The sequence below is a fragment of the Eikenella sp. Marseille-P7795 genome (genome assembly GCF_916618725.1).
In the GTDB taxonomy this organism is placed as follows: Bacteria; Pseudomonadota; Gammaproteobacteria; order Burkholderiales; family Neisseriaceae; genus Eikenella; species Eikenella longinqua.
The window spans coordinates 48,862-75,186 of sequence record NZ_CAKAJZ010000010.1; the positions used below are offsets into that span (position 1 = coordinate 48,862).

Annotated in this window: 26 protein-coding genes; 18 read left to right on the forward strand and 8 right to left on the reverse strand. The window is 59.8% G+C overall.

Annotation, left to right across the window (positions count from 1 at the left end):
• The first annotated feature begins 45 nt into the window (after positions 1-45).
• The 5 genes from alr to dinB all read left to right on the forward strand — a co-directional run bounded on the left by alr (position 46) and on the right by dinB (position 4,100).
• On the forward strand, positions 46-1,101 hold the full coding sequence (gene alr / locus LG371_RS11190; RefSeq protein WP_067591534.1) for an alanine racemase: 1,056 nt from the start codon (positions 46-48) through the stop codon (positions 1,099-1,101).
• 134 nt (positions 1,102-1,235) lie between these two features.
• Positions 1,236-1,619: a hypothetical protein gene (locus LG371_RS11195; RefSeq protein WP_067591537.1), complete on the forward strand. Its 384-nt coding sequence runs from the start codon at positions 1,236-1,238 to the stop codon at positions 1,617-1,619.
• A 92-nt stretch (positions 1,620-1,711) separates the two neighbouring features.
• Positions 1,712-2,308 (forward strand): SMC-Scp complex subunit ScpB, encoded by a 597-nt coding sequence (gene scpB, locus LG371_RS11200; protein WP_067591540.1) that lies wholly within the window; start codon positions 1,712-1,714, stop codon positions 2,306-2,308.
• A gap of 78 nt (positions 2,309-2,386) precedes the next feature.
• Entirely contained in the window at positions 2,387-2,746 is a 360-nt protein-coding gene (locus tag LG371_RS11205) for a hypothetical protein (RefSeq protein WP_225748540.1), read from the forward strand.
• A gap of 277 nt (positions 2,747-3,023) precedes the next feature.
• Positions 3,024-4,100, forward strand: coding sequence for a DNA polymerase IV (gene dinB / locus LG371_RS11210; protein ID WP_225748541.1), 1,077 nt, complete (start codon positions 3,024-3,026; stop codon positions 4,098-4,100).
• Between the two features lie 139 nt (positions 4,101-4,239).
• On the opposite strand, the gene LG371_RS11215 is transcribed toward dinB, so the two are convergent.
• Positions 4,240-4,833 (reverse strand): TetR/AcrR family transcriptional regulator, encoded by a 594-nt coding sequence (locus LG371_RS11215; RefSeq protein ID WP_225748542.1) that lies wholly within the window; start codon positions 4,831-4,833, stop codon positions 4,240-4,242.
• A gap of 151 nt (positions 4,834-4,984) precedes the next feature.
• Between LG371_RS11215 and LG371_RS11220 the strand changes: the two genes are divergently transcribed.
• The 3 genes from LG371_RS11220 (at position 4,985) to LG371_RS11230 (ending at position 8,934) form a co-directional block, all read left to right on the forward strand.
• On the forward strand, positions 4,985-7,024 hold the full coding sequence (locus LG371_RS11220) for a TonB-dependent receptor (protein WP_225748543.1): 2,040 nt from the start codon (positions 4,985-4,987) through the stop codon (positions 7,022-7,024).
• Between the two features lie 249 nt (positions 7,025-7,273).
• A complete protein-coding gene (locus LG371_RS11225; protein WP_067591553.1) occupies positions 7,274-7,681 on the forward strand; it encodes an extensin in 408 nt (135 codons plus the stop codon).
• A gap of 11 nt (positions 7,682-7,692) precedes the next feature.
• Entirely contained in the window at positions 7,693-8,934 is a 1,242-nt protein-coding gene (locus tag LG371_RS11230; protein ID WP_225748544.1) for an MFS transporter, read from the forward strand.
• A gap of 105 nt (positions 8,935-9,039) precedes the next feature.
• Here the strand turns inward: LG371_RS11230 and LG371_RS11235 are convergent, their stop codons facing one another.
• The 5 genes from LG371_RS11235 to LG371_RS11255 all read right to left on the reverse strand — a co-directional run bounded on the left by LG371_RS11235 (position 9,040) and on the right by LG371_RS11255 (position 15,040).
• Entirely contained in the window at positions 9,040-10,116 is a 1,077-nt protein-coding gene (locus LG371_RS11235) for a class I SAM-dependent methyltransferase (protein ID WP_225748545.1), read from the reverse strand.
• A gap of 25 nt (positions 10,117-10,141) precedes the next feature.
• Positions 10,142-10,918 carry an N-acetylmuramate alpha-1-phosphate uridylyltransferase MurU gene (gene murU, locus LG371_RS11240; RefSeq protein ID WP_370632692.1) on the reverse strand — a complete coding sequence of 259 codons (777 nt, stop codon included), beginning with the start codon at positions 10,916-10,918 and terminating at the stop codon, positions 10,142-10,144.
• A 296-nt stretch (positions 10,919-11,214) separates the two neighbouring features.
• Complete coding sequence (rarD, locus tag LG371_RS11245; RefSeq protein ID WP_225748546.1) at positions 11,215-12,111, reverse strand: EamA family transporter RarD; 897 nt, start codon at positions 12,109-12,111, stop codon at positions 11,215-11,217.
• 205 nt (positions 12,112-12,316) lie between these two features.
• On the reverse strand, positions 12,317-13,525 hold the full coding sequence (locus LG371_RS11250) for a PilT/PilU family type 4a pilus ATPase (RefSeq protein WP_370632694.1): 1,209 nt from the start codon (positions 13,523-13,525) through the stop codon (positions 12,317-12,319).
• A gap of 474 nt (positions 13,526-13,999) precedes the next feature.
• Positions 14,000-15,040 carry a type IV pilus twitching motility protein PilT gene (locus tag LG371_RS11255; RefSeq protein WP_225748547.1) on the reverse strand — a complete coding sequence of 347 codons (1,041 nt, stop codon included), beginning with the start codon at positions 15,038-15,040 and terminating at the stop codon, positions 14,000-14,002.
• A 419-nt stretch (positions 15,041-15,459) separates the two neighbouring features.
• Here LG371_RS11255 and LG371_RS11260 point away from each other — a divergent pair, with 419 nt between their 5' ends.
• A complete protein-coding gene (locus LG371_RS11260; protein WP_225748548.1) occupies positions 15,460-16,851 on the forward strand; it encodes a DHA2 family efflux MFS transporter permease subunit in 1,392 nt (463 codons plus the stop codon).
• Between the two features lie 265 nt (positions 16,852-17,116).
• Here LG371_RS11260 and LG371_RS11265 read toward each other — a convergent pair whose 3' ends face one another.
• Complete coding sequence (locus LG371_RS11265) at positions 17,117-17,758, reverse strand: hypothetical protein (RefSeq protein WP_225748549.1); 642 nt, start codon at positions 17,756-17,758, stop codon at positions 17,117-17,119.
• Between the two features lie 388 nt (positions 17,759-18,146).
• Complete coding sequence (gene lolA / locus LG371_RS11270; RefSeq protein WP_067591891.1) at positions 18,147-18,764, reverse strand: outer membrane lipoprotein chaperone LolA; 618 nt, start codon at positions 18,762-18,764, stop codon at positions 18,147-18,149.
• 289 nt (positions 18,765-19,053) lie between these two features.
• Here lolA and LG371_RS11275 point away from each other — a divergent pair, with 289 nt between their 5' ends.
• From LG371_RS11275 to LG371_RS11315, 9 genes are all read left to right on the forward strand, one after another.
• Positions 19,054-19,701: an HAD family hydrolase gene (locus LG371_RS11275; RefSeq protein WP_067591888.1), complete on the forward strand. Its 648-nt coding sequence runs from the start codon at positions 19,054-19,056 to the stop codon at positions 19,699-19,701.
• Positions 19,702-19,820: 119 nt separating this feature from the next.
• On the forward strand, positions 19,821-20,417 hold the full coding sequence (locus tag LG371_RS11280; RefSeq protein WP_225748550.1) for a hypothetical protein: 597 nt from the start codon (positions 19,821-19,823) through the stop codon (positions 20,415-20,417).
• Positions 20,418-20,636: 219 nt separating this feature from the next.
• Entirely contained in the window at positions 20,637-21,428 is a 792-nt protein-coding gene (locus LG371_RS11285; protein WP_067591885.1) for a molybdopterin-binding protein, read from the forward strand.
• Between the two features lie 111 nt (positions 21,429-21,539).
• A complete protein-coding gene (locus tag LG371_RS11290; RefSeq protein ID WP_067591882.1) occupies positions 21,540-22,058 on the forward strand; it encodes a GbsR/MarR family transcriptional regulator in 519 nt (172 codons plus the stop codon).
• Between the two features lie 181 nt (positions 22,059-22,239).
• Positions 22,240-22,632, forward strand: coding sequence for a DoxX-like family protein (locus tag LG371_RS11295; protein WP_225748551.1), 393 nt, complete (start codon positions 22,240-22,242; stop codon positions 22,630-22,632).
• A 3-nt stretch (positions 22,633-22,635) separates the two neighbouring features.
• Positions 22,636-23,118: a DUF2269 domain-containing protein gene (locus tag LG371_RS11300; protein WP_225748564.1), complete on the forward strand. Its 483-nt coding sequence runs from the start codon at positions 22,636-22,638 to the stop codon at positions 23,116-23,118.
• A gap of 50 nt (positions 23,119-23,168) precedes the next feature.
• A complete protein-coding gene (locus LG371_RS11305; RefSeq protein WP_156503499.1) occupies positions 23,169-24,578 on the forward strand; it encodes a hypothetical protein in 1,410 nt (469 codons plus the stop codon).
• A gap of 55 nt (positions 24,579-24,633) precedes the next feature.
• Positions 24,634-25,200: a hypothetical protein gene (locus LG371_RS11310; RefSeq protein WP_067591873.1), complete on the forward strand. Its 567-nt coding sequence runs from the start codon at positions 24,634-24,636 to the stop codon at positions 25,198-25,200.
• Positions 25,201-25,304: 104 nt separating this feature from the next.
• Positions 25,305-26,144, forward strand: coding sequence for an NAD-dependent epimerase/dehydratase family protein (locus LG371_RS11315; protein ID WP_225748552.1), 840 nt, complete (start codon positions 25,305-25,307; stop codon positions 26,142-26,144).
• The last annotated feature ends 181 nt before the right edge of the window (positions 26,145-26,325 follow it).

Sequence of the window (26,325 nt, forward strand, 5' to 3'; positions counted from 1 at the left end):
TTACCCAACCCGATTCATCCAAACCATTTAGAGAGAAGAAACACCATGCGCCCGCTCACCGCCACCATCCGCCTCGGCCACCTGCGCCACAACTACCAACTGCTCAAACGCCTGCACGGCAACAAGCTGCTCGCTGTGATCAAAGCCGATGCCTACGGCCACGGCGCCGTGCGCTGCGCCCGCGCGCTGGCTGATTTGGCCGACGGTTTCGCCGTGGCCACGCTGGATGAAGCCATCGAGCTGCGCGAAGCCGGCATTACCGCGCCCATCGTGATGCTCGAAGGCGTGTTTGAGCCTGCCGAATACGCCGCCGTAGACGAATACCGCCTGTGGCCCGGCGTGCAAAACCAATGGCAGCTCGAAAGCCTTTTGGCACACCGCTGGCAAGAGCCGGTAACCGTGTGGCTGAAAATGGATTCCGGCATGCACCGCGTGGGCTTTTTCCCGCAAAACTTCGCCCCCGCGCACCAAGCCCTGCGCCAAAGCCCGCAAGTGGCGCACATTGTGAACATGACCCACTTCGCCCGCGCCGACGAGCCGGAAAACCCCATGACCGCCGCCCAGCTCGCCGCCTTCGACACCGCCGTGGCCGGCCTTTCCGGCGCGCAGAGCCTGGCCAACTCCGCCGCCATCCTCGCACACCCCGCCGCCCGCCGCGATTGGGGGCGTGCCGGCCTCGCCCTCTACGGCATCGAGCCCTTTCCCGGCGCCTGCCCCGAGCTCAAACCCGTGATGCGCCTCACCAGCCGCATTTTCGCCGAACGCGCCCTCCAGCCCGGCGAACCCGTGGGCTACGGCGCCACCTTCGTTACCGAGCGCTCCACCCGCATCGGCATCGCCGCCTGCGGTTATGCCGACGGCTACCCGCGCACCGCGCAAAACGGCTGCCCGCTCACCGTAAACGGCCAGCCCAGCCGCCTCATCGGCCGCGTGAGCATGGACATGCTTGCTGTGGAGCTCGACCACCACCAAGGCGTGGGCAGCGAAGTGGAGCTCTGGGGCGACGCCGTTTCCGTGGATACCGTGGCCCAATCCGCCGGCACCATTCCCTACGAAATCCTGTGCCACATCAAGCGCGCCCATTATGTGTATCAAGAATAATCAATAGATTAAAGGCTACCTGAAAAAAGCTGTAATGGCGTTTCTGCGAAGCTTTAACGCAGTGAAACAGTTTTCGCTTTCAGGTAGCCTGTGGCTTGAGGCTGCCCGCATCCCATCATTCATCGACAACGCCCATGAAAAAACTCCTCCCCTTCCTGCTGCTCGCCCCCTTGTGCGCTTCAGCCCAACCGCTTGGCGCAGGCACCTACAAACACGTCGAATGGGGCGTTCACGGCGGTGCCGACATCCGAAAAATGCTGGTGATCGAAGTGTTGCCCAACAGCCGATACTGCCTGCTTTCCGTCATGGATTACAAAGAAGACAGCGCTGCCGGCAGGTGGCAGCGCAGCGGGGGCGGCATTCGTCTCGGCAACGGCCTGCGCCTGCGGCAGAGAAATGGCCAAGTGTATGCCGGCCAACAAGCTGTGCAATACGAACCCTATGCCAGCAAAAGCAGAGAAGACTACGCCACTGCGGTTTGCAATGAAATAGCAAGCAATAGCACGCCGTCGCGGTAAAGTTGTTCTACTGTTTTGAGGCTACCTGAAAAACAGCCTCGCATCCATGCCCGGCGTTTTGCCAAACCCACCCAACACACATCAAACCACCCATGCCATCCTCCCTTTCCCCCGAAAGCCTGATCGAAGCCGCGCTGCTCACCCAAGCCGAGCCGCTGCCCGAGCGCACCCTGCGCCAGCTGTGCCAGCCGCCGCTTTCCGCCGACAAGCTCGAAGACGTGCTCGAAGCCCTGCAACAGCGCTGGCAGGGCAGGGCGCTGCAATTGGTGCGCAGCGCCGAAGGCTGGCGTTTTCAGGTAACCTCTGCCGCCTTCGAGCGTCTGGGCAGCCTGCAAGAGCAGCGCATCCCGCGCTACTCCCGCGCCGTGATGGAAACCCTGGCCATCATCGCCTACCGCCAGCCGGTAACGCGCGGCGACATCGAAGCCATCCGCGGCGTGGCCGTGTCGCAAAACGTGATGCAAACCCTGCAAGAGCGCGGCTGGATAGAAAGCATCGGCAAACGCGACACCGTGGGTCGCCCCAGCCTGTGGGCCACCACCCAGGCCTTCCTCACCGATTTGCAGCTGAGCAGCCTCGAAGCCCTGCCGCCGCTGGCCGAGCTGGGGGAGCTGGTGTTGCCCGAATTGGGCGTGGGCGCGGAAACGGAAGGGGAAGAGGAAGAAGAAGCCGGGCAAGAGGTGGAGTGAAATTTTCAGGTAGCCACCGCGCCCGTGCAGGCTACCTGAAAAATCTGCGGGCGGTTTTGCGATGGAGGCAATCGGAATATGAGCGAACTGTGGCAAAGCATCCAGCCGTTGAGAGTAGCCAACGGCTGGACTATCGACATCAACAATTTATACGAAGCGCCGCTTTCGCCGGACAACCTGGATTGGTATTACGGCGAATATCTGCTATGCGCCACCAATCCGCATAAAAAACTGTGTTTCGATTCCTCATTCGAGCCGGAGGGCGACCCCGATGGCTGCCTGGTTGTCCGCTTTTTCTCCATGAAAAAAGGGGCGGGCAAACCAGATTTGGAAGTGGACCAATTCTTGGGCAAGTTTGAAACCCGGGATAAAGCCGAATTTATCCGCACAGTAGAGCGGTTTATGTTTACTTCTGCCTTGCCGGAAGTCGAAAAATAAGCCATGCCAAGCCAAGGCTACCTGAAAGCGCAGGAAGACGCGTTTCTGCGAAGCTATAGCGAATCAAATTAGCTTTTGATACAAGGCAGCGAGCCGCAGACAGTACAGGAGTACGGCAAGGCGAGCTAACGCCGTAGCGAAAGTTAAGTTGGTTCGCTATAAAATGCTAGCCGCAATGCAAGCCAAACCCGCCAGCCTTTTTTCAGGTAGCCTTTCCATTTATTTGCCCTGCGCCGCCCGCGTATAATCTGTTTTATTCCCCCACCGTCGTCCCGCCATGCCCGCCGATCGCAAAATCATCCACATCGATATGGACGCCTTCTACGCCTCGGTAGAACTGCGCGAGCAGCCGCATTTGCGCGGCCAGCCCTTGGTGGTGGCGTGGGAAGGCAAGCGCTCGGTGGTGTGCGCCGCTTCCTATGAGGCGCGGCGTTTCGGCCTGCATTCGGCCATGTCGGCCCTTACCGCGCGGCGGCTGTGCCCGCAGGCCGTGTTTGTGCCCCCGCGCTTTCCGCTCTACCGCGAAGTGTCGCAACAGATTCACGCCGTGTTCCGCCAGCATACCGATTTGGTTGAGCCGCTCTCGCTGGATGAAGCCTATCTGGATGTGACCCAAAACAAGCAAAACCTGCCCTACGCCAGCAAAATCGCCTGCGCCATCCGCGCCGAAATCCTGCGCCAACCCGGCCTCCCCGCCTCCGCCGGCATCGCGCCCAACAAATTCCTCGCCAAAATCGCCTCCGACTGGCGCAAGCCCAACGGCCAATTCGTCATCCCCCCGCCGCGCATTGCTGAATTCCTGCTCACCCTGCCGCTGGGCAAAATCCCCGGCGTGGGCAAGAAAACCCTGCAAAAAATGCACGCCCTCGGCCTGCACACTGCCGGCGATTTGCAAAAAATGCAGCGCGGCGAATTGGTCAACCTGTTCGGCCGCTGGGGCTACCGTCTCTACGACCTCGCCCGCGGCATCGACAACCGCCCCGTGCAGCCGCAGCGCGAACGATTGCAAATCTCCACCGAAATCACCCTGCCGGAAGACCTGCCGCTGGCCCAAATCCTCCGCCACCTGCCTGATTTGGCGCAAGATTTGTGGCAGCAGGCGCAGCGCAAACAAGTGCAGGCGCACACGCTCACCCTCAAGCTGAAAACCGCCGATTTCCGCATCCTCACCCGCTCGCAAACCTATTCTTCCGTGCTGCCCGACGCCGCCGCGCTGGAGCAGGCCGCCCGCCAGCTCGCCCGCCGCATGCCCGCCGCCGAATACCGCCTGATCGGCCTGGGTATCAGCCATCTGCTGCCGCAGGGCAGCCAGCCGGAATTGTGGCCGGGGACAGAAGCGGAAGAGGCTACCTGAAAACTATCTGCCAAGCTTGGAAGCTGCCAAACAAAGCGGCTTGCCGCAGACAAAAGGCTACCTGAAAACTTGGATTACGGTTTTCAGGTAGCCTTTTGGTTTTCACTCCGTTGAAGCTTGTATTTTCAGGTAGCCTTTTTCAATCTGCTCGGTGTTCTCGGCTGGTTAGGCCGTAGAGCAATAGGTGCAGGATGTCTTGCGGCAGTTGCTGCGGGTTGGCTGCGTAGTGTGCCGATATTTGTGGGAGGCGCATCAAGCCGTCCATTTGGCGGATAAATAGCTCGATCAGTTCCACCGGCAGGCTGGGCTGGATGAGGTTGCGCTGTTGTAGGGTGTGAAAGAAGCCGCGCATGAAGCGGTATTTTTCTTCTTCCATATCGTGGAAGAAGCGTTCCAATTCTAAATCGGTGATGTTTTCGATGTCGCGCAGCACGGCGGCGGAATAGAGATCGGCCAGCGATGCCTGCTGGATACGGAACAGCTCGGCGGCGGCCTGTTCCAAGCTGCATTGCTGCGCCAGCAGCGATTCCAGCCGCAGGCGCACGCCTTCTTTGTGTTCGGCAAACAGTTCGGCCACCAATGCGTTTTTGCCGGCGTAATATTTGTAGAACGTTACGCGGCTTACTTCTGCCGCCGCGCATAAGGCCTCCACCGATACGGCGGCAAATCCTTGTTGATAAAATAATTTCCTAGCGGTTTCGCGCAGAGTTTGCTGTTTTTTGCTTAGAGGCATAGCGTGGTTTTCTTTTTTGGCGTGGTTGGAGCTGGTTGAGAATTGCTTGCATTCTCTTTTGTGGCTTTTTATAATTTACAATATACGTAATTTTAATGTAAATATGTAAACTTTGCAGTCGGTACAGCTCGGCTGCCATGAGGAGAATGCCATGAATGTGAACACCCGCCCTACCGCCTGCCTGCTGGCGCTGTTGGCCTCCGCACCGTATCTTGCCCATGCGGAGGAAGCGGAGCCGAGCGGGCAGTTGCCGGATATCGTCATCACCGGCGAGCGCGGCAGCCGCACGGTATTCCAAACCGGCACTTCGCACAACGTTTTCACTGCGCCCGACATCGACCGCAGCGGCCACAAGCTCTCCGCCACCGATCTGCTCAAGCAAACCGTCAACACCGTAGATTTGGGCAGCGGCAATGATTTGCCCGCCGTGCGCGGGGTGGACGGCTCCGGCCCGGCGGTGGGCGCGGTGGCCTTTTTTGCTGGCACGCGGCCGCGATTGAATTTGTCCATCGACGGCCGCTCGGCCACTTACAACGAGTATGCTTTTGGCACGCAGTCGCTGTGGGATATGCGGCAGGTGGAAGTGCTGCGTGGGCCGCAGAGCCTGGTGCGCGGGCAGAACGCAGTGGCCGGCGCCATCGTGATGCGTTCCAACGACCCGACTCAGGAATGGGAAGGTGCGGTGCGCTTGGGCGCGGGCAACCAGCAAACCCGCAATGGTGCGCTGATGCTCTCCGGCCCGATTATACGCAACAACTTGGCTTTCCGATTGAGTGCCGAGCGGCAGCAGCGCGAAAGCTACGAACCGTTTGTGTCTTACCACCCCGCCGGCAACCCACGCCGCGTGGAAAACACCAATATCCGCTTCAAATTGTTCCTCACGCCCGAAGCCTATCCCGGCTTCCTCAGCCGCTTCACCTTCAACTACATCAAATCGCGCGCCCCGCAAAACGAAATTCTCGGCAATACCGCCAGCACCCGCTTCCTGCCGCAAAAGCCGGTGTTTGAAACCGGTTCGCGTTCCGGCATTTGGGATGTGTCTTGGCAAATCAGCGACAGCTTCAAGCTGGAAAACAAGCTGGTGTATGCCCGCTATGATAACGACCGCATCCACCTGCCCATGTCCGTGCACCCGCAGGGCGTGCCCGCTACTTTGCGCGGTCATGAAGTGCAATGGGAGCCGGTGTTGCACTTCCGCCCCGAAGGCGGCAGCGTAAAAGGCTTGGCCGGGCTGTATTTCTTCCGCAGCAGCCAGTATGAAACCGTGGATATCCGCAGCGTGGGCGGGCGCAACGAGTTCGACGACGCCAACCGTGTGTACGCCGCCTTTGCTGAAGCGGATTGGCGTTTTGCCCCGCAATGGCACCTCACTCTCGCCGGCCGCCTCGAACGCGAAGAACACCGGCGCCACGGCGGCGGTGCCAGCCTGCATCTGGATTTGGACAAAGGTCAAACCGTGTTCCTGCCCAAAATCGACCTTTCCTACCGCCCGAACGAGCATTTTGCCGGCGGCCTGAAAATCGCCCGCGGCTACAACCCCGGCGGTGCAGGCATCACCTTCGGCCGCCCCGTGGTCACTTATGACTTCCAGCCCGAATACATCAACAACTTCGAGCTCTACACCCGCTGGCGCACGCCCGATAAGCGGCTCGAATTAAGCGGCAACCTGTTCCTCAACCGCTACAAAGACATGCAGCTGCCGTTTTACCTCGGCCCCAACTCCGTTGTCATTCGCAACGCCGACAGCGTGCAAACCTATGGCGCCGAGCTGCAAGCCGGTTGGCAGGCGCTGGAACAGCTGCGCCTCACCACCGCCCTCGGCTTGCTGCACACCGACATCCGCCGCTATCCGAACAGCGGCATCGAAGGCCACCGCCTCGGCCGTGCCCCAGGCTACACCGCCACCCTCGGCCTGGCCTGGAAACACCCCTCAGGCTGGGAAGCCGGCGGCGACGCCCGCTTCAGCGGCGGCTACTTCTCCGCCGCCAACAATACCGAAGTCGGCCGCATCAAACGCTACGGCCAGTTCAACCTCTACGCCGCCTACAATTTCAAACAAGGCCGCGTATCGCTGTATGCCGACAACGTGTTCAACAGCCGCCGCCCGATTTTCATCTCCTCCAACGACCGGCATGATGCCCTGTTCCAACGCCCGCGTGCCGTCGGCATCAGTACTGAATTGCGCTTTTAGGCAAAGAAAGGCTACCTGAAAACGAACACAGTGGGTTTCTGCGAAGTTAAAGCGTGAGCTTCAATGTAGTGAAAACGGCAGAATAATTTTCAGGTAGCCCATCCGTAGTACCGCAAAGGCTACCTGAAACGCCGTAGGGGCAGGTTATATAGCCGCCCGCTGCCACGCCCTTTTTCAGGTAGCCTCATTCGCAATACAGAAAAAGCTGCCTAAACCCTCCCAACCCACTCTCCAAAAGGAACCCGACTCATGTTCACCCCCGTCAAAACCCTGCCCGAAGGCAGCATCTTCTACACCGATCTCGCCGGTGTCTCCGTGTTTGCCGCCTGGCTGGACGCATTCGAAGTGCTGCTGCACAGTCACCAACGCCTAGCCACCGTATGCGCGCCGATGCGCCTGCAAAAAGAAGAAACGCAGATTGTGGCCGACCGCAAGCTCTATTTGGATTGGATTCGCGCCCACCAGCCGCTGTTGGCCGATCGATGCGCCGCCATGCTGCTGATTGAGCCGGATGCCGAACAACTGGCACTGATGCGGCAGCAGTCGGGCAAAATGGCGCCCGCCTTGGGCGTGAACTATATCGTGGAAGCCGATTACGCCGCCGCCCTGGCCTCCGCCCAAGCCGCCCTGGCTGCCTTCCAACCCGAAAAAGTTTAGGGAGGCCGCCCGTGCCCTCTATTCCGACAGCCCGCCCGCAGCTGCGCGACTGGCTGCTGCTCGCCACTGCCGCCACCTACAAATTCACCCTGATCGGCTTTTATCTGGTGGCGCTGATGACCATCCTCAAAAGCGGCGGCTTTAGCCTGAAACAGCTGGGCTGGGTTTACCTCATCGGCAGCGTGGAGAGCGGAAAAATCCTGTTTTCCACCCTGATCGAACGCTACCGCATCGGCCGCTGCGGGCGTTTCCGCGGCTGGATGCTGCTGTCGCTCGGCGGCATCGGCGCCGCGCTTTCGGTATTGCTGTTTATCAATCCGCTGCACGCTTTCCCGCCGCTGGCTGCCGCCTGCCTGTTGCTGTGCGCTTGCGGCACGCTCTACGGCTGCGCGGTGCTGGGTTTGAGCTGTATCGTGCTGCCGTATCGCGAGCGCGGTTTCGGCGGGGTGATTCAAACTGTGGCCGCCCGCGCCGGCAAGATGATCGGCGGCGCACTGGTACTGCTGGTGTTCCGCCGCTGGGGCTGGCAGGCGGCGGTTGGCTTGATGCTGTTGTTTAACATGTTGCTGATGCTACAAGTTTGGCTCTACCGCGAACCGCCGGCACAAACCCCGCCGGCTGCCGGTTTTGCCGAACTGTTTGCCCGTATGCTCGGCTTTTGGCGGCTGCCGGGGCGCGGCTTGCGTTGGCTGTTGCTGTTGGTGGCGGCAGCCACTCCCTATGCCTGGATTGCCGCCACTTTTGTGCCCAAACTGGGCGATTTGGGCTTCGATGCGGCGCAAACTGGCGCCATTCTGGCGGTGGCCATTCCGCTTGCCTGCATGACGGTTACGCCGCTGGCAGGCTGGCTGGCGCGGCGGCAATCGCGCCGGCGGATAGTCGGCCGGCTGTGCATGTTGCAGCTGCCGCTGGTGTTGTCGTTTGTGTGGATCGACCGGTCAGCCATGCTGCATCCGTGGTTGCCGCCGCTGCAAATCGTGGCTTTGAGCTTGAGCTACACGCTGCTTTTGCCGGTGATGCTGGCTCTGATGATGGACAAATCCGAGCCGGCCACCGCAGCCCTAGACAGCAGCCTGCAATTTTCCGTGCTGCTGGCGGGCACTTACGCGGCGGGCTTTGCCGGGCTGCGGCTGGCGGAGGCTTGGGGCTATCCGGCAGCCTACGGCGTGGCGGCGGGCTTGGCATTGCTGGTGTGGGCAGCGTTTGCCTGCAACGGGCGGCTGCTGGATTATGGGGCGGAAGAGGCTACCTGAAAAATGGTCGGCAAAGTTTGGAAGCTGTCACACAAAGCGGCTTGCCGCAGACAAAAGGCTACCTGAAAACTTGGATTACAGTTTTCAGGTAGCCTTTCTTTTGCTTCAGGCTTTCTTGCAGCACAAGAGGCTGTGGCCGAGGCCGAGTTGGTCGTGGATGTGGGCGATGGTGAGGCCGGCGCTTTCGATGCAGCGGATGAGGTCGTTGCTGCGGAAGAGTTTGCTGTTGCCGTTGGCCAGCGCGGTGAAGTAGAGGCTGGTGTGGGTGAGGCAGTAGGCGGCGGTTTCGTGTTTCTGCCTGTCCCACAGGGGCTCGAGGATGTAGAGGGTGCTCTCTGGGCTCATGCTGGCGGCGGCGCGGCGGAGGATGGAGGCGGCTTGCTCTTCGGTGAAGCAGTCGAGGAATTGGCTCATCCAGATGGCGTCGAAGCCGCTAGGGAAGGGGGCGGCGGGGTCGAGCAGGTTGGTGGGGTGGCCGTGGATGCGTTCGGCGCCGGGCCGGCCGGCGGTGTGGGCGCGCATGAGCTCGAGCTGCTGGGGCAAATCCATGATGGTGATGTGCACGTTGGGGTTGTGGGCGGCGCAGGCCAGGGCCCAGCGGCCGGTGTTGCCGCCCACGTCGAGCAGGCGGCGCACGGGTTGGGCGAAGACGATTTGGAGGGCGGCGGGGAAGGATTGGTCGGAATAGAAGTGGTCGAAGGCGAGCCATTTTTCGCGGGTGCGCTCGGGGAGCTGGGAGAGGCCTTGGTAGATGGTGGGCCAGCTGCCGAATTCTTCGAGCCCGGCGGGGCGGCCTTCGAGCAGGGCGGCTTCGAGGTGGAACATGCCTTGGTAGCACACGTCGTGTACGAAATCCATGTTGATGGGAGACATGGGGTCTTGGATGAGGAACCAGCCGGCTTTGCTGATGAAGTAGCGCTCGTTTTGGAGCAGCACGGTGCCGATGGAGAGGGAGGCTTCGAGCAGCACTTGGGCAGCGTAGTGGCTGATTTTGGCTTCGCTGGCGATGTGCTCGAGGGTTTGGCCTTCGCGGGCGCGGTTGAGGCACTGGAGGATGCCGAATTTCACCATCAGGCGGGAGGCTTGGAAGGCGATGGGGCCGAAGATGATTTGCTGGGCGAGGCGCTGGGCTTCGGTGGCGGTTTGCTGTTCTTCGGCGTAGTGCTGGAGTGTGGGATTCATGATGTTGGCTCGGTAAGGGGCGGGGCTACCTGAAGGCGTGGGCTTCAAGGAAGATCAAATGATGTTTTTGCGTGGACAAGGCTGGGTTTCTGTGAAACTGGGTTGGGCTTACCATTGCGCGGTGAGGGCGGCGGCTTCTTGCAGGCGTTCGGGGGTGCCGACGTCGAGCCAGAGGCCGCGGTGCATTTCGCCGCTCACTTGGCTGCTGCTCATGGCTTGGCGCAGGAGGGGGGAGTTTGGCATGCTGGTGGGCGGGGGTGTGGGCGAAGAGCTGGGGGCGGTAGAGGCCGATGCCGCTGAAGGTGTGGGCGGGCTGTGGCTGCCGGTTTGATTGTCGGCGTTTGGCCGCCGGGCAGGAGGCGGAAGTCGCCTTGGGGGTGGTGCGGGGGTTGGGCACGAGCCAGAGGTGGGCAAAAATGTGCTCGGGCAGGGTGGCGGCGAGCCGGATGGCGGGGCGGCAGTCGAAATCGGTGAGGATGTCGCCGTTGATGACGAGGAATGGCTCGTTGCCCAGGAGAGGCAGGGCGGTGGCGATGCCGCCGGCGGTTTCGAGCCCGCCGGGGGCTTCGGGGGAATATTGGATGGAGAGGCCGTAGCGGCTGCCGTTGCCGAGGGCTTGCTCGATTTTGTGGCCGAGCCAGGCGTGGTTGATGACGACTTCGCGGATGCCGGCGGCGGCGAGGCGGCGCAGGTGCCAGCCGATGAGTGGCTCGCGGCCGCAGGGGAGCATGGGTTTGGGCAGGGTGTCGGTAAGCGGGCGCATTCTTTCGCCGCGGCCGGCGGCCAGAATCATGGCTTTCATGTTTTCAGGTAGCCTTTGTGGAAATGGGGGATTATATAGCGGAATGGGGTGTTGTGTTTCGGCTTGGCTGAAGTTTGCGTTTTGGTTTGGCAGAAACTTCGCTGCCTTCGGAAACTTGGTTTTTATGCGGCCTGATTTGTGGTTGAGGCTACCTGAAAGCTTGAGCTTCAACGCAGTTAAAACGAATGAAGTGAGTTTCTGCGAAGCTAAAATCTGTTTGGCGGGTTTCGGGTGATTTTAGGGTTGGCTTGTATGGCTTTGAAGGGCGGGAAAAGTTTTCAGGTAGCCTCTGCGGTTTAAGCCTGCCGTTTGCGGGCGCCCCAGATAAACAGTGCCACGCCGGCCCACACCCAGAGGTAGCCGGCAAACTGGGTGCGGCTGAAGGGCTCGTGGAAGGCGGTGAGGCCGAGCAGGAATTGCAGGCTGGGCGAGAGGTATTGCAGGATGCCGATGGTGGAGAGGCGGATGCGTTGCGCGGCGGCGGCAAACAGCAGCAGGGGAATCATGGTGGCGGCGCCGCTGCCGATTACGATGGCCAAGGGCAGCGGCGGCAGTTGGGCAAACACGAGGCTGCCGTGGGCGTGGTGCCAGCCGAGGTAGAGGGCGGCGAAGGGCAGTAGCAACAGGGTTTCCAGCGTGAAGCCGGGCAGGGCGGGCAGCGGGGCGAGTTTGCGCAACAGGCCGTAGAGGCTCCAGCTCAGGCCGATGCCGAGCGCGAGCCAGGGCATCTGCCCGCCCCACGCGGAAAGCCACACCACGCCCACGGCGGCCAGGGCGATGGCGCCAATTTGCAGCGGGCGCAGGGTTTCGCCGAGAAAAATCCGGCCGAAAAAGATGCTCACCAGCGGGGTAACGAAGTAGCCGAGGCTGGCTTGCAGCACTTGCCGTTGGGTGATGGCGGCGAGGTAGAGCAGCCAGTTTGCGGCGAGCAGTGCGGCGCAGGCGGCGAAGGTGAGCAGGGTTTTTTTGTGTCGCAGGGCTTGCAGCAGCAGGGCGCGGCTGGGGCGGGGATAGGCGATGGCGCCGATGGCGAGCAGTGAGGCCCACACGATGCGGGGCGCCATGAGCTGCCCGGCGCTGATGGGCTGGCCGACGAGGGGCAGCCAATAGAGCGGGAAGAAGCCCCAGATGAGGTAGCAGGCGAGCACGCTGTAGAGGCCGCGGCGGTATTCGGTGGGATTGGTGGTGTGCATGGTGTGCTCAATGTGGCGGATCAGGCTACCTGAAAAAACGGGATTTCCGAAGGAAGACGAGTTTCTGCGAAGCTAAAACGGGGTTTCCAAAGAAAGGCGAGCTTCAGCGAAGCAAAAACAGGCGGCGGCTGATGCATGAAAACGGCAGAGGCTACCTGAAAATCCGCCGGGCGTTTTTCAGGTAGCCTCCATCAGCCATGGGCTGTTACATCAAGTTCAAATCGTTTACGCGCTCGAAGATGTGCGTGCTTTCGCGGCCTTCTTCGTAGAGCTTGATGCGCAGGCGCAAGTCGTTGGCGGATTCGGCCTGGCGCAGGGCTTCGTCGTAGTCGATTTCGCCGTTGATGTAGAGGCGGAACAAGTCTTGGTCGAAGGTTTGCATGCCGTCGTCTTCGGCGCGCTCCATCAGCTCGCGGGCTTCGAGCAGCTCGTTTTTGAACACGTGGTCCTGCATGGCGGGGGTGTTGATGAGCAGGTCGATGATGGCGTTTCGGCCCTTGCCGCCTTTTTTCAGCACCAAGCGCTGGCCGATGATGGCCACCAAGTTCAGCGCCAAGTCCATCAGAATCTGCTGGTGCCGCTCTTCGGGGTACAAGTTCATAATACGCTCAACGGTTTGGCTGGCGTTGGTGGCGTGGATGGTGAAGAAGCACAGGTGGCCGGTTTGCGCCAGTTGCAGGGCGTATTCCATGGAGTGTTCGTTACGCACCTCACCCACGCAGACCACGTCGGGTGCCTGACGCATGGCGCTCTGCACGGCGGCGCCCCAGCTGTGGGTGTCGAGGCCGACTTCGCGCTGGGTGATGATGCTCTTGATCGGGCTGTGGATATACTCGATCGGGTCTTCGATGGTAACGATGTGGCCGGCGGAATGTTTGTTGCGCCAGTCGAGCATCGCGGCCTGCGAAGTGGATTTACCGGAGCCGGTGGGGCCGGCCAGGATAATCAGGCCGCGCTTGCGCATGGAAAGTTCTTTGAGCACTTGCGGCAGGCGCAGGTCGTCCACGGTGAGGATATTGGTGGTGATGCGGCGCATCACCAGGCCGATGCGGCCTTGCTCGTGATAAGCATTCACACGGAAACGGATGCCGTTTTGCGATTGCAGGGAATAGTTCAGCTCCCATTCCACCGGGAATTTGGCTTTCTGCTCGTCGTTGAAGGTGGAATACACGATTTGTGCGGCTTCTTCTTCGGTGAGCGGTTTCACCGGCACGGGCACCAAGGTGCCGTCGATTTTGAACGAAGGCGGGAAGTTGCTGCTGATGAAAATATCGGAAGCGTTGCGCTTGAGCGATTCGTCGGCCATTTTTTCCAGCAGCGGGTGCAGCTTGGCGCGCTCGCGGGTGAGGTGTTGGTTTGGGCCGTGGCCGACGGGTTGCGCCGGTGCGGCGTGCAGCGGAGGATGGTTGGGCACGGCGGCAGCGGGGCGGGCTTGCGGTTGCGGCGCGGCTTGAGCCGGCTGCTGCGGAGCAGGCGCGGGCTGGGCTTGGGCAGGAGCAGGTTGCGGCTGCGACGGCGCAACCTGCATTTGGCCTTGCGCTACTTGGGCGAAGCGCGATCTGAGCGGCTGCGCGGGCTTGGCTTGGGGCTGCGGCTGGGCAGGCGGCACGGCTTGTGCCACGATTTCCGGCTGGGCGAATTGCGGATCGGGCATATCCGGCAGCGACGGGATGTCGATGGCCTGCGGGCTGAGGCTGTCATCTTGTATTTGCGGGATGGCAAACTGGCTTTCGATGTCGGATAAATCCCCTTCCGGCGTGATGGCAGCGGAAACAGGGGTAGGCTCGGGCGGCAGGTTGTCGCTGTTGGCCATTTCGGAGAGCAGCTCGGCCAGATTTTGTTTGTGCTGATCGTTTGACATAATGTTTTCCCTTGTTTTGTTGGCTGGTTAGACCAGTTGGTCGGGGTTTTGCGCTTTGGCGCGGGCGGCGTCAATGCTGATGATGCCGCGTTTGAGCAGGGCTTGCAGCGATTGGTCGAGCGTCTGCATGCCGTGTGCCTGGCCGGTTTGCAGGGCGGAGCCGATCTGGGCGATTTTGTTTTCGCGGATCAGGTTGCGCACGGCGGCGGTGGAAATCAGGATTTCGTGCGCGGCCACGCGGCCTTTGCCGTCTTTGGTTTTGAGCAGGGTTTGCGAAATCACAGCGCGCAGCGATTCGGAAAGCATGGAGCGCACCATCTCTTTTTCGCCGGCGGGGAACACGTCAATGATACGGTCCACAGTTTTGGCGGCGCCGGTGGTATGCAGGGTGGCGAATACCAAGTGGCCGGTTTCGGCGGCGGTAAGCGCCAGGCCGATGGTTTCGGGGTCGCGCATCTCGCCCACCAGGATGATGTCCGGGTCTTCACGCAATGCGGAGCGCAGGGCGTTGGCGAAGCTGTGGGTATGCTGGTGCAGTTCGCGCTGGTTTACCAGGCACAGCTTACTCTGGTGCACAAACTCAATCGGGTCTTCGATGGTGAGGATGTGGTGATGGTGGTTTTCGTTGATGTAGTTGATCATCGCCGCCAGGGTGGTGGATTTACCGGAGCCGGTGGGGCCGGTAACGAGCACGAGGCCGCGTGGCTGGTCGGAAATTTTTTGGAACACTTTTGGGGCGTTCAATTCTTCCAGCGTGAGCACTTTGCTGGGAATGGTACGGAATACGGCAGCCGGGCCGCGCTCGGTGTTGAATGCGTTCACACGGAAACGGGCGATGTTGGGCAGCTCGAAGGAAAAGTCGGTTTCCAGCCTTTGTTGGTAGTCTTTGCGCTGGTGGTCGTTCATGATGGAGGCGATCATGTTGCCGACTTCTTCGGCGCTCATTTCGGGCAGGTTGATGCGGCGCACGTCGCCGTGCACGCGGATCATGGGCGGCAGGCCGGAGGAGAGGTGCAAGTCGGACGCTTTGTTTTTCACGCTGAAGGCGAGTAGGTCGGTAATCTGCATGGCTTTTGAAACTCCCTTTTCAGTAAAATTTTTTGCAGTTTTGCTAAAAACAGTTCATTGTAAATAAAGATGGCGGGATAAATAAAGGAAAACTTGTATTTTCCTGTAAAATTGGCGGTTATCTGAAACAGGCTGGGTGGTTTGGGCGTGTTTTCGTGGCTGGCCGGCCCGGCTTGGGGAGTGGAGGGGCTACCTGAAAAATGCCGCCCTTTTTTTCAGGTAGCCTGTTGTTTGCTATCGAAAGGCTACCTGAAAACGATATTTCAGTGCAGCCGAGGCCGGCTTGCTGAACAGCGCAAACGGGATTTTGGCTTCAGACGCGCTGAAGCTGATGCTTTCAGACAGCTTTTTCAGGTAGCCTTTCCTTTGCCCGAGCCGGGCGGCATGCCCGCCGCTTATCTTCAATCAATCTTATCTTTATGAACGCTCAACAAAAAGGGCTGGCCTGGACGGCGGCCGTGGCGCTGTTTATGCAGTCGCTGGATTCCACCATTTTAAACACGGCGCTGCCGGTGATGTCGGCGAGCCTGCACGAATCGCCCTTGCAGATGGAGCTGGCCATCATCAGCTACGCGCTCACTGTGGCGGCGCTGATTCCGCTTTCGGGCTGGCTGGCTGACCGGCTGGGCACGCTTCGCGTGTTCCGGCTGGCGGTGATAGTGTTTGTGTTGGGTTCGGTGGCCTGCGCGATGGCGCCCACGCTGGATTGGCTGGTGGCGGCGCGTATCCTTCAGGGCGTGGGCGGGGCGCTGATGATGCCGGTGGCACGGCTGGCGATTATCCGCACCGTGCCGAAGTCGGAGCTGGTGGCGGCGTGGAACCTGATGGCGATGACGGGGCTGGTCGGGCCGATTGTGGGGCCGATTTTGGGCGGTTGGCTGGCGGTGAATTTGTCGTGGCACTGGATTTTCTTCATCAATATCCCCATCGGCCTGGCGGGGATACTGATTTCGGGGCGCTATATGCCGAATGTGCGCATGGAAACGCAGCCATTGGATTGGAAAGGGTTTTTGCTGTTTGCCGGCGGCCTGGTGGGGCTGACTTACGGGCTGGAGCTGGCGGCGGAAAGTCTGGGTAATGCCGCCCGGGCGCTGGCGGTGATGGCTGCGGGCGCGGCGGCGATGTGCCTGTATGCGCTGTATGCGCGGCGGTCGGCCAACCCGCTGCTGCCGTTGTCGCTGTTTCGGGTGCACACTTTCCGCATCGGGCTGGCGGCGAATTTGATGTTTCGCCTGCTGGCTTCGGGCATCCCGTTTTTGGTGCCGCTGATGCTTCAGGTGGCTTTCGGCTACAACGCGGAGATGGCGGGCTGGATGCTGGCGCCGGTGGCTTTGAGCTCGATTGTGATGAAGCCTTTCACTGCGCCGATTTTGGTGCGCTTTGGCTATAAGAACACGCTGTTGGGCACGGCGCTGGCGATGTCGCTGATTGTGGCTTCGCTGGGGCTGCTGGATTCGGGCAGCTCGATTACGTTTTATATGCTGCTGGCGGGGGCCTACGGGCTGTGCCAGTCGCTGATGTTCACGGCCATCAATACGCTGACCATCGGGGATTTATCCGATGCGGAGGCGAGCGCGGGCTCGACCATGCTGAGCATGGTGCAGCAGGTGGGCATCGGCATCGGGATTGCGGTGGCGGCGGTGGTGCTGGGGGTGTACCGCGCGGCGGTGGGCGAGAGCGGGGCGCTGTTGGAGCGGGCGTTTAGCCATACTTATGTGTCGCTTTCGGTGTGCGGGGTGGTGTTGTTGTGGCTGCTTTCCAAGCTGCATTCGGGTGACGGCGGGCATTTGAGCGGAAGGAAGGGCGGTTGAGCAAGGCTGCTTACTTGCGAGGTGGTCGGAACTGGTTTGCAGGTAGCCCGAAGCGTTGGCAGGCTACCTGAAATTTTTCGGACTAATAGACAAAAGGATGATTTTTCATCCCTTTTGTCCTTTCTTGACTCTGAAGAAATTATCTATAAACAATTTCTTAGTCTGCACACCCATCCCCGCATGACAGCGGATTTTGACCTTCAATTCACCAAATCGCCCTTCCAACATATTGGTGGTGTTCGGCATCATCCATTCCCGGTCCCGTTCAAAAGTAAACAGGTATGGCAGGCCGCTGTTCAGGCTGTGATATGCACGCCTCAGGTGTTTGTGGGTAACCACCATCGTGCCCCCCTTCCTCTTCCCCATAGCTCTTCTCGTTCAGGTAGTCGCGGTATCGGCTGTGCCATTGTTGCAATTGTCGGGTGAAGTCTGCCTGGGATAGCCGGAACAGGCTGTCTGCCAGGGCTTTGAGTTCCTTAGCGGCTGCGGATTTGGGTTTGCGTGTCAGGTAGCGCCGTATGGTTTGCTGTTGATGAAACTGGCATAGCTGAAAGGGAATGTCGGGAAGAAGCTTGGCTAGGCCTTTGAAGCCATCGGCAGTAATGCTCTGGATGGAGATGCCTTGCCTGAGGATGTGCCTCAATCCTGCTTGGTAGAGGGCGGCGGTTTCGCGTTCGACGTATTGGTGGTACAGTACTTGTCCGCTCAGGCTGTCGAGAAACACCATGACGCCGAAGTTCCTGCCGAAGTAGGTGGTATCCATGATGAGGTTGGCGGCCCATACTTTTTGGGCGGTGTTTGCAGGCGGAGCGACTTGCCGGATATGGCGTTGGATGGTTTTGGCGCTGCATTGGTAACGGACGGCCAATTGTGCGAGCGTTTGCTTGCCGTGGATGTACTCTTGCAACAGTTGGCTGGGAGAAGGGAGTTTGGAGACGGGCAGGTACTTTTGGCAGGCGGAACATTTATATCTTTGCCGGCCGTTTTTACGACCGTATTTGATTAGGGCATTTTTATAGCAAAAGGGGCATTTTTAACGAACATTGGCAAAAAATCGCTGAAAGCCGCGTATGGTAAGGCTTCCAGCGATTTTTACCATCCCTTTTGTCCTTTAGTCCGAAATTGGTAGTGGGGCGTAGCAGTGGAGGAAGAATTCGGGATCGCGCATGGCGTGGCTTTCGGCAGGCGGTAAATGGGCGGATGTTAAGCTATGCCGTTTGGCGGTGCAATAAGGCTACCTGAAAACAGTTGGCGGGTTTTCAGGTAGCCTTTGCTTTGCCGATGCGAAACGGGGCTTATTGGGTGAGTACGTCCACGCCTTGCGGGGGGGTGAAGCGGAATTGGCTGCGCGAGAGGTTGGGCTTGGTGTTCAGGCCGTTGAATTTGATGGTGGTTTGGTTGCCGAAGCTGTCTTTCAGGCGCATTTCGGCGAGGTTGTCGCCTTTGAAGCCGAGGCGGATGTATTGGTAGCCGGCGTTGGAGCGCTTGGGGGTGGCCAATACGTAGTCGATGCCGTTTGCGGAGCCGTCTTCTTTGAGGGTGTAGCTGGCGGTGAGGGCGTCTTTGTTGGAAAGGATGGCGGCGGGGCTGTCGCCGATGGCTTGGTTTTGCGCGGTTTTGGTGATTTGGGCGAGGTCGATGTCGTAGAGCCAGATGTGGCTGCCGTCGCCTACGATGGTTTGCTTGTAGGGGCTGGTGTATTCCCATTTGAAAAGGCCGGGGCGCAAAATGCTGAATCGGCCTTGGGCGCTGCGGGTGCGGTTGCGGCTTTGCACGCTTTGGCTGAAGCTGCCGCTGATGCCGTCGGTGTCGGCGTTGAATTTTTGCAGGGCTTCGATGCCGCCGGCCTGGGCGGTGCCGATGATGAGGGCGAAGAGGGCTGCGGCGGCGAGGCGGAAGGGTTTGCGGGGCATGGGGTTTCCTTTGCTGGGGTGAAAAGGGATGCGGCGCATTGTACCAGCTTGGGCGCGGCGGGGTAGGGCGGAGAGAATTGTAAAGATGGCGCGGTGGCGGGGTTTTGCCGAAAAGGCAAGGAATTAGGCGGCTTTTTGCGGCGGTTTTTTAACCGGATTTTATTCCTGCGTTATAATTCGCGGCTGCGGTAAAGATATTTTCAGGTAGCCTGCGTGCGTGTTGAGGTTACCTGAAAAGTTGCCATGCCGATATGTTGTTCAAAATATGGGCGAGACATTGGGAGACTTTATGATTCAAGCAGTATTGTTCGATTTAGACGGCACGCTGGCCGATACGGCGCTGGATTTGGGCGGCGCGCTCAACCGCCTGCTGGCCAAAAATGGCCTGCCCGCCGTGCCGATGGCGCAGATTCGGCCGGTGGCCAGCCACGGTGCGAACTATTTGATTAAACTGGGCACCGGCATTGAAAAGGGCCACCCCGACCATCCGCGCTGGCGGCAGGAATACTTGGCCGAATACGGCCGCTGCTTTCATGAAGAAACCGTGTTGTTTGAAGGCATCAACCCCATGATTGAGCAGCTTGCCGGGCGCAGCATTGCCTGGGGCATCATCACCAACAAGCCGCATGTGTTCACCAGCCGCCTGGTGCCCGAGCTGGGCTTTGCCGTTCCGCCCGCCGTGGTGGTGAGCGGCGACACCTGTGCCGAATCCAAGCCCAGCACGCTGCCCATGCACTATGCCTGCCGCCAAATCGGCATTGAGCCCGAGCGCTGCCTGTATGTGGGCGATGCCGAGCGCGATATGGTGGCCGGCAAAAACGCGGGCATGCGCACGGCGCTGGCCAACTGGGGCTACATCGCCGAGAGCGACCCGGTGCACGAATGGCCGGCCGATGCGCGGCTGGATGCGCCTGGGCAGATTTTGGATTTGCTGTAAGCATTTATAGCGAATCAAATTGGCTTTCGATACAAGGCGAGCTAACGACGTAGCGAAAGTTAAGTTGGTTCGCTATATTTAAGCAGTTTCACCCTTCCCTTGATAATGGAGAACGCCTGATGAAGAAAATCAAATTATTGCTGCCTGTTTGCGCCGCCTTGGCTTTGAGCGGCTGTTTTATGTCGCAGAAATCACAAATCGTGCGCCGCGAGGTGCCTTATAGCGCGCAAAACCAGGCGCGCCTGCGCATCTACGGCCAATACGGCCGCGACGTGGTGCGCATGATTCCAAACAGCACCTGTGAGCAATGGGCGGAAAAACAAGGCCGGCGCCGCCACACCCGCTTTACCGGCGGGCTGCCGCGCCGCATCCGCAACCTTTCCGTGGGCATGCCCGCCACCCAGCGCAGCAATATAGTGAACGAAGACACCGGCGTGGTGTTCCGCGAATCGTATAAAGAATTCGTGGTGCCCGCCGGCAAAGCGCTGGTGTTGGATGGCGCGTTTTCCACGGAAACGATCGGCCGCGTGGATCGCTGCCGACTTGCCGCCAGCCTCACCCCGCAGCCCGGCAAAGACTACGAAGTGCAATATTCGCGCGGCGGAAACAGCTGCGATGTGGCCGTGGTGGAAATCCTGCCGCAGGCCAGCGGCGAAGTGCACCCCACCCGCCCCGCGCCCATCCAATACTGCCCCATGCCGGGCACCAGCTATTAAGCAGCAAAGGCTACCTGAAAAATGCAGATAACTTTTCAGGTAGCCTGTTATCCCTAGAGGCTACCTGAAAAATATAGTGGATTAAAATCAGAATGCTACCGCGTTGGCTCGCCTTGCCGTACTGTTTGTACTGTCTGCAGCTCGCTGCCTTGTCCCATTCTGATTTTAATCCACTATAGAACACAAAATTTCAGGTAGCCTGCACACCAGAGGAACCCCATGACCTTCTCCCTCATCGTTGTTGGCGACGAAATCCTGCACGGCAGCCGCCAAGACAAACACTTCGCCTTTTTCAAACAGCTGCTCAAAAAACGCGGCCTCCAGCTCGATTCCGTGCAATACCTGCCCGACAACCGCCCCATCCTCGCACACCGCCTGCGTCAAAGCTTTGCCGAAGGCCGGCCCACCTTCATCACCGGCGGCATCGGCAGCACCCCCGACGACCACACCCGCCAAGCCGCCGCAGAAGCCCTCGGCCTGCCGCTGGCGCTGCACCCCCAAGCCGCCGCCCATATCGAAACCGTCTCCCTCAAACACGGCGACAGCCTCGACAGCCCCGCCCACCGCATCCGCCTGCGCATGGCCGAATTCCCCCAAGGCAGCAGCCTCATCCCCAACCCCTACAACAACATCGCCGGCTTCTCCATCCGCGAACACTACTTCCTGCCCGGCTTCCCCGTGATGGCGCAGCCCATGGCCGCCTGGGTGCTCGACCAGCTCTACGCCCACCTCCAGCACCAAACCGAACGCCGCAGCATCAGCGCCTGGATCGACCTGCCCGAATCCCGCGTCAGCCCCGTGATGAGCAGCATCGAGCAGCGCCACCCCGGCATCCGCAGCTTCAGCCTGCCCGCCACCCCCACCGCCGAGCGCCGCTACCGCCTGCTGTTCGGCCTCAAAGCCGAAGGAACCGCCTGCGCACAGCTCGACCAAGCCTGGCAGGAAGCCCAAGCCCAACTGAAAGAGCAGGGCGCCACACAAATCGAATTGGCCGCTGACGACGAAGCTTAGGCGGGGAAAGATTTTCAGGTAGCCTGCATACGGCAAACAGGCTACCTGAAAAATTATTTTCTAATTTCTGTATTGACAGAAATAAAAGACGCGCATACACTCCGCCCCACTATGAAACTGAATCCCACCACAGAAAAATTCATCCTGCATTGGGGCGAGATGGGCTCCAAATGGGGCGTAAACCGCAGCGTGGCGCAAATCCACGCGCTGCTCTACATCATCGGCCGCCCGATGCACGCCGAAGAAATTTGCGAAACGCTGAATATGGCGCGCTCCAATGTTTCCAACAGCATCAAAGAATTGCAGGGCATGCTCCTGGTGCACACCGTGCACATCATGGGCGACAGGCGCGACCATTTCGCCACTTCCGACGATGTGTGGGCGCTGTTCCGCACCATCGCCGAAGTGCGCATGCAGCGCGAAATCGAGCCCACGCGGCAGTTTCTGCAAGCGCTCATCGACAGCCCCGAGTTTGCGCAGGAAAACGAGGCGGCGCAGCAGAAAATCCGCCAAACCCACGACTTCATCGACACGCTCACGGTGTGGGCCAACGAGATGCTGAAGCTTTCCACCGGCACGATGGTGAAAATCCTGAAGCTGGGCGCGGGGATACAGAAGTTTTTCCGCTGAATATTTTGGTTTGGAAGATTGGGGCTACCTGAAAATGCGCTTGGGTTTTCAGGTAGCCTGAAAGAGAGTGGAAAGCTTGCAAACCAATCATGCGGCTAAGCCCGCTAAATTTTTAAGCCCATATTTCTCTTTATGCAGAAATTTAGAAAATACAGATAACTCGTGAAAGGCTACCTGAAAAATGGAAAACGTGCCGAACAAGCCGTCTGCTCCGGCTTATCTGGCGTATTCGCTGGGGGTGTTGTGGCTGTGGAGCGGGATTCAGCCGCTGTGTTGCGCGGCGGGGGAATCGCTGGCGCTGCTGCGTGCGGTGGGGCTGCCGGAGGGTTGGTTGTGGCCGGGGTTTGCGGGGGCTTCGCTGCTGGATGTGTGTTTCGGGCTGTTGTGTTTTTGGCCGGGGTGGCGGGCTTGGCGGGCGCGGCTGTGGTTGGCGCAGCTGGCCACGGTGGCGGGCTATTCGCTGATTGCGGCGCTGCGGCTGCCGGAAATGTGGGCGCATCCGTTTGCGCCGCTGGTGAAGAATGTGCCGATTTTGGCGGTGTTGTTCTTTTTGTATAACAGTGAGTTGGAGTGAATGATGAATGCTTATCTGATTGTGAAAACCTTGCATATTATTTCGGCCACGCTGATGGTGGGCACGGGCTTCGGCACGGCGTTTTACCTGTTTTGGGCGAACCGCTCGGGCTCGGTGGCGGCGCAGGCGGTGGTGTCGAAGTGGGTGATGAAGGCGGATTGGTGGTTTACCACGCCGGCGGTGGTGTTCCAGCCGCTCTCGGGCTTGTGGATGCTGCACTATCTGGGCATGCCGCTCACTTGGGACGGGGCGTGGCTGTGGGTGAAGTGGACGCTGGGGCTTTATGCGTTGGCGGGGGCTTGCTGGCTGCCGGTGGTGTGGCTGCAAATTAAGATGGCACGGCAGGCGGCTGCGGCTTGGGTGGCGGGGGAGGAGACGCTGCCGGGGAGCTATCGGCGTGATCAGTTTTGGTGGGAGCTGCTGGGCTATCCGGCTTTCTGCGCCACGGTGGTGATGTATTTTCTGATGGTGTTGAAGCCGATGTAGGGGCTACCTGAAAAAGATAAAAGCTAATTATGGAGGAAATTATGGAGGAAATGATGGATAGCAAAAAACGGCTGCTTGCCCTTTCTCTCGCCCTGTATGTGGTTTCCCTGTTTTTGCCCGTGCTGGGTGGGCAGATTGGCTTGGTTGTGATGTATGCCAGTATTGCTTTCGGCTGGCTGGCGATGGCGGTGGGGATGCTGCCTGCGTTGGCGGGCTATGCCAATTTGTTTTATTGGTGGACGGCGGTGCAACTGCTGCGCGGCAAAGAGCCGATAGTAGCTTCTTGGTTTTTCATGGTTTTCTCCTCATTTAGCCTGGTTATTCCGTTGATGCCGATCATGCGGGACAGAGCGGAGTTTACCGCGGTAGGTTGGGGCGCGTTGCTGTGGTTTTCTGCGCTGTGGCTGATGCGTTTGGCAGTGATGACCGAAAACACCCCCGAAGCCTTAAATCGCGCCTTCAAAAAATGGGCGAAAGTATGCGCCGTGATCACCTTTTCCCTGTTCGCCTTTGGCCGTTGGCAATATGCCGCCGCCAATGCCCAACAGCGCGAACAATATTTCCTCGTTGGCACCGTGTTTGCCTTTATGCTGCCCTCGTCGCTTCCCTATATTGCCCCACCGGCTTCCCTGCCCGAAGCGGGCAATGGCAGCGCCGAATGGCTGGGCGGGCTGGAAATTTCCGAAGACAACAGCCTGACTTTCGTTTCAGGTAGCCTCAAAGAATACCGCCCGCCCAAACGCTTCATTTATCAAGGCTACCTGATACAGGAATACTTCCACGAAGACGGTATCCTCTCCATCGTGCCCGCCGAAAAGCCCGCCGACTACCGCTACGGCTACCGCCCCGCACAAAGCGGCGAGCAGGGCGAACAAATCCAATTTATCCAACAAGCAAACGGGCACACCGTTTGGCAGGCGCCGGTGAAACGCGCAGATTTGGGGCAGTATCCCGATTACGGCAAAACCATCCAAAGCCTGTGGCAGCCGCCCAAACACACCGAAATCGCCGCCGAGTTTGACGCCAACCCCGCGCAAACCTTTGCCGAAGCCTGCCCGATTGAGCCATATAGCGCCCCGTTCAAACTGCACGAACCGCTGCAAATCGACGGCAAAATCTATTCCGACAAATACCGAAGCCCGCTTGCCCAAAGCCGCATCCTGTGTAATGCAGACTACATTCTCTGGCTCAACGCCCCCGCATACCAAAGCTACGACGACAGCGTTGAATTGAGCGCCGTGCTCATCCGCCGCCGCGATATGCTGCCCGTGGAAAAATACCGCGCCACCCGCTATCCGGATCAGACAAACCACGCCGTGCTCAAACAAGCCGCCGTGCAGCCGCAAGCCTGGCTTGCCGGCATCCGCCGCATGGCAACCCGCCGCCGCGCCGAAAACTATGGCCTGCAAGAAAGCGAGCTGGTGATAGAGGGCGAGGGCGGGGAATGGGTGCTGTGGTAATTTTCAGGTAAACTCCGGCTGCCCAAAGGCTACCTGAAAAATATGGAAGCCGGTCATGGAGGAAATCATGCATACCAAAAAACGCTTGATTATGTTGTCGCTTGCGCTGTATCTGCTGTCGCTGTGCCTGCCGTCGCTTGGCGAGCAGCCGGGCGTGGCGGTTTTGATGGCGGGCATCGTGTTCGGCTGGATGGGGATTTTTACCGGGAAGTTGGCCACGTTGGCCGCCTATGCCAATGTGTTTTATTTGTGGTCGGTGGTGCGGATGCTGGAGGGCAGGCAGCCGCGCCACGCGTTGAATGCCTGCATGGTGTTGTCTTTGTTTACATTCCCGTTCATGCTGGGCGCTAACCCGTTTTCGGATATCGGGGCGGTCGGCTGGGGCGTGTTGGTGTGGCTGGCGGCCTTGTGGCTGCCGTGGGCGGCGGGTATGACCGGGGAAGAATCTGCCGGGCTGCGCCGTGCAGCGGCAATATGGGTCAGCGTGTCGGCGGTCATGTTGCTGGCGGCGTTTGCCTACGGGCGCTGGCAGTCTGCGGCCTTGACCCGCGACGGCATCGTGCAGGATTGGCCTGCGGGCACGGTGTTTGTGTCGAATAATCTTGGGAAATACGCCGATTAGAGGGTGGATTACCACAGTTTTCAGGTAGCCTTGAGCGGGCTGGAGGCTACCTGAAAGCGATATCCTGTGAAGCTAAAAATAAAATCAAACAATATCAGATTATTATGAACATCCTCCTCTTCGGTGGCAGCGGCTTTATCGGCAAACGCACCGCGCATCTGCTGCGCCAAAGCGGCCATACCGTGCACACGCCTTCACGCTGCGATTTCAACTATCTGCACCCAAACGAAGCCGCCGCCCGCCGCCTGCTGCACGGCATGGACGCCGTGTTTAACTGTATCGGCGTGATGAGCCGCCATGCCGAGGTGCTGGAAACCGTGCACCACCGCACGCCCGCGCTGTTGGCCCGGTTGGCGGCGCAGGCAGGCGTGCGCCATTGGGTGCAGCTTTCCGCGCTCGGCGCCCATCTGGCGCACGCCGTGGCTTTTGTGGGCAGCAAAGGGCGCGGCGACGAGGCTGTGTGCCAAATCGGCGCGGCGGGCGGGATGCGCGTGCTGGTGGCACGACCATCCCTCGTGTACGGGCGCGGCGGCGCGAGCTGCGAGCTGTTTATCCGCCTTGCCCGCCTGCCTGTGCTGCCTCTGCCGGGCGGCGGTCGTTTCCTTGTGCAGCCGGTGCACATTGCCGATGTGGTGCAGGGTTTGGCCGGTTTGCCGGCAAGCCGACTGCCGCACGGCGCAGTAGTAAACATGACGGGCAGCCGCGCCCTCACGCTGGCCACCTACCTCGCCACCCTGCACCGCAAGCCGCCGCCGCGCATCCTGCCGATAGCGCTGCCGCTGCTGCGCCCCGTGCTGCCGCTGGCCAATCTGTTCAGCAACGGCATGGTTAGCGCGGGCAGTTTGGCTCTGCTGCAACAAGGTGCTTGTGCCAGCTGCCGCCCCTTCGCCGAGCTGCTCGGGCGGCAGCCGTTGGCGGCGGAGGAGTTTGCCGGGCATGAATAAATCCGGTTTGCGAAAACTGGCTTTGTTGGTTTTCATTCTGTTGAAGCTTGGTTTTCAGGTAGCCTTACCGCGCTTGAGGCTACCTGAAAAATGGGGCGGCATGTTTTCTGTTTGAATAGATTGAGTTGGATTGGATTTTTAGTGCCGGTTTTGCAGAAGCTTGCCTGGCTCGTTTTAGCTT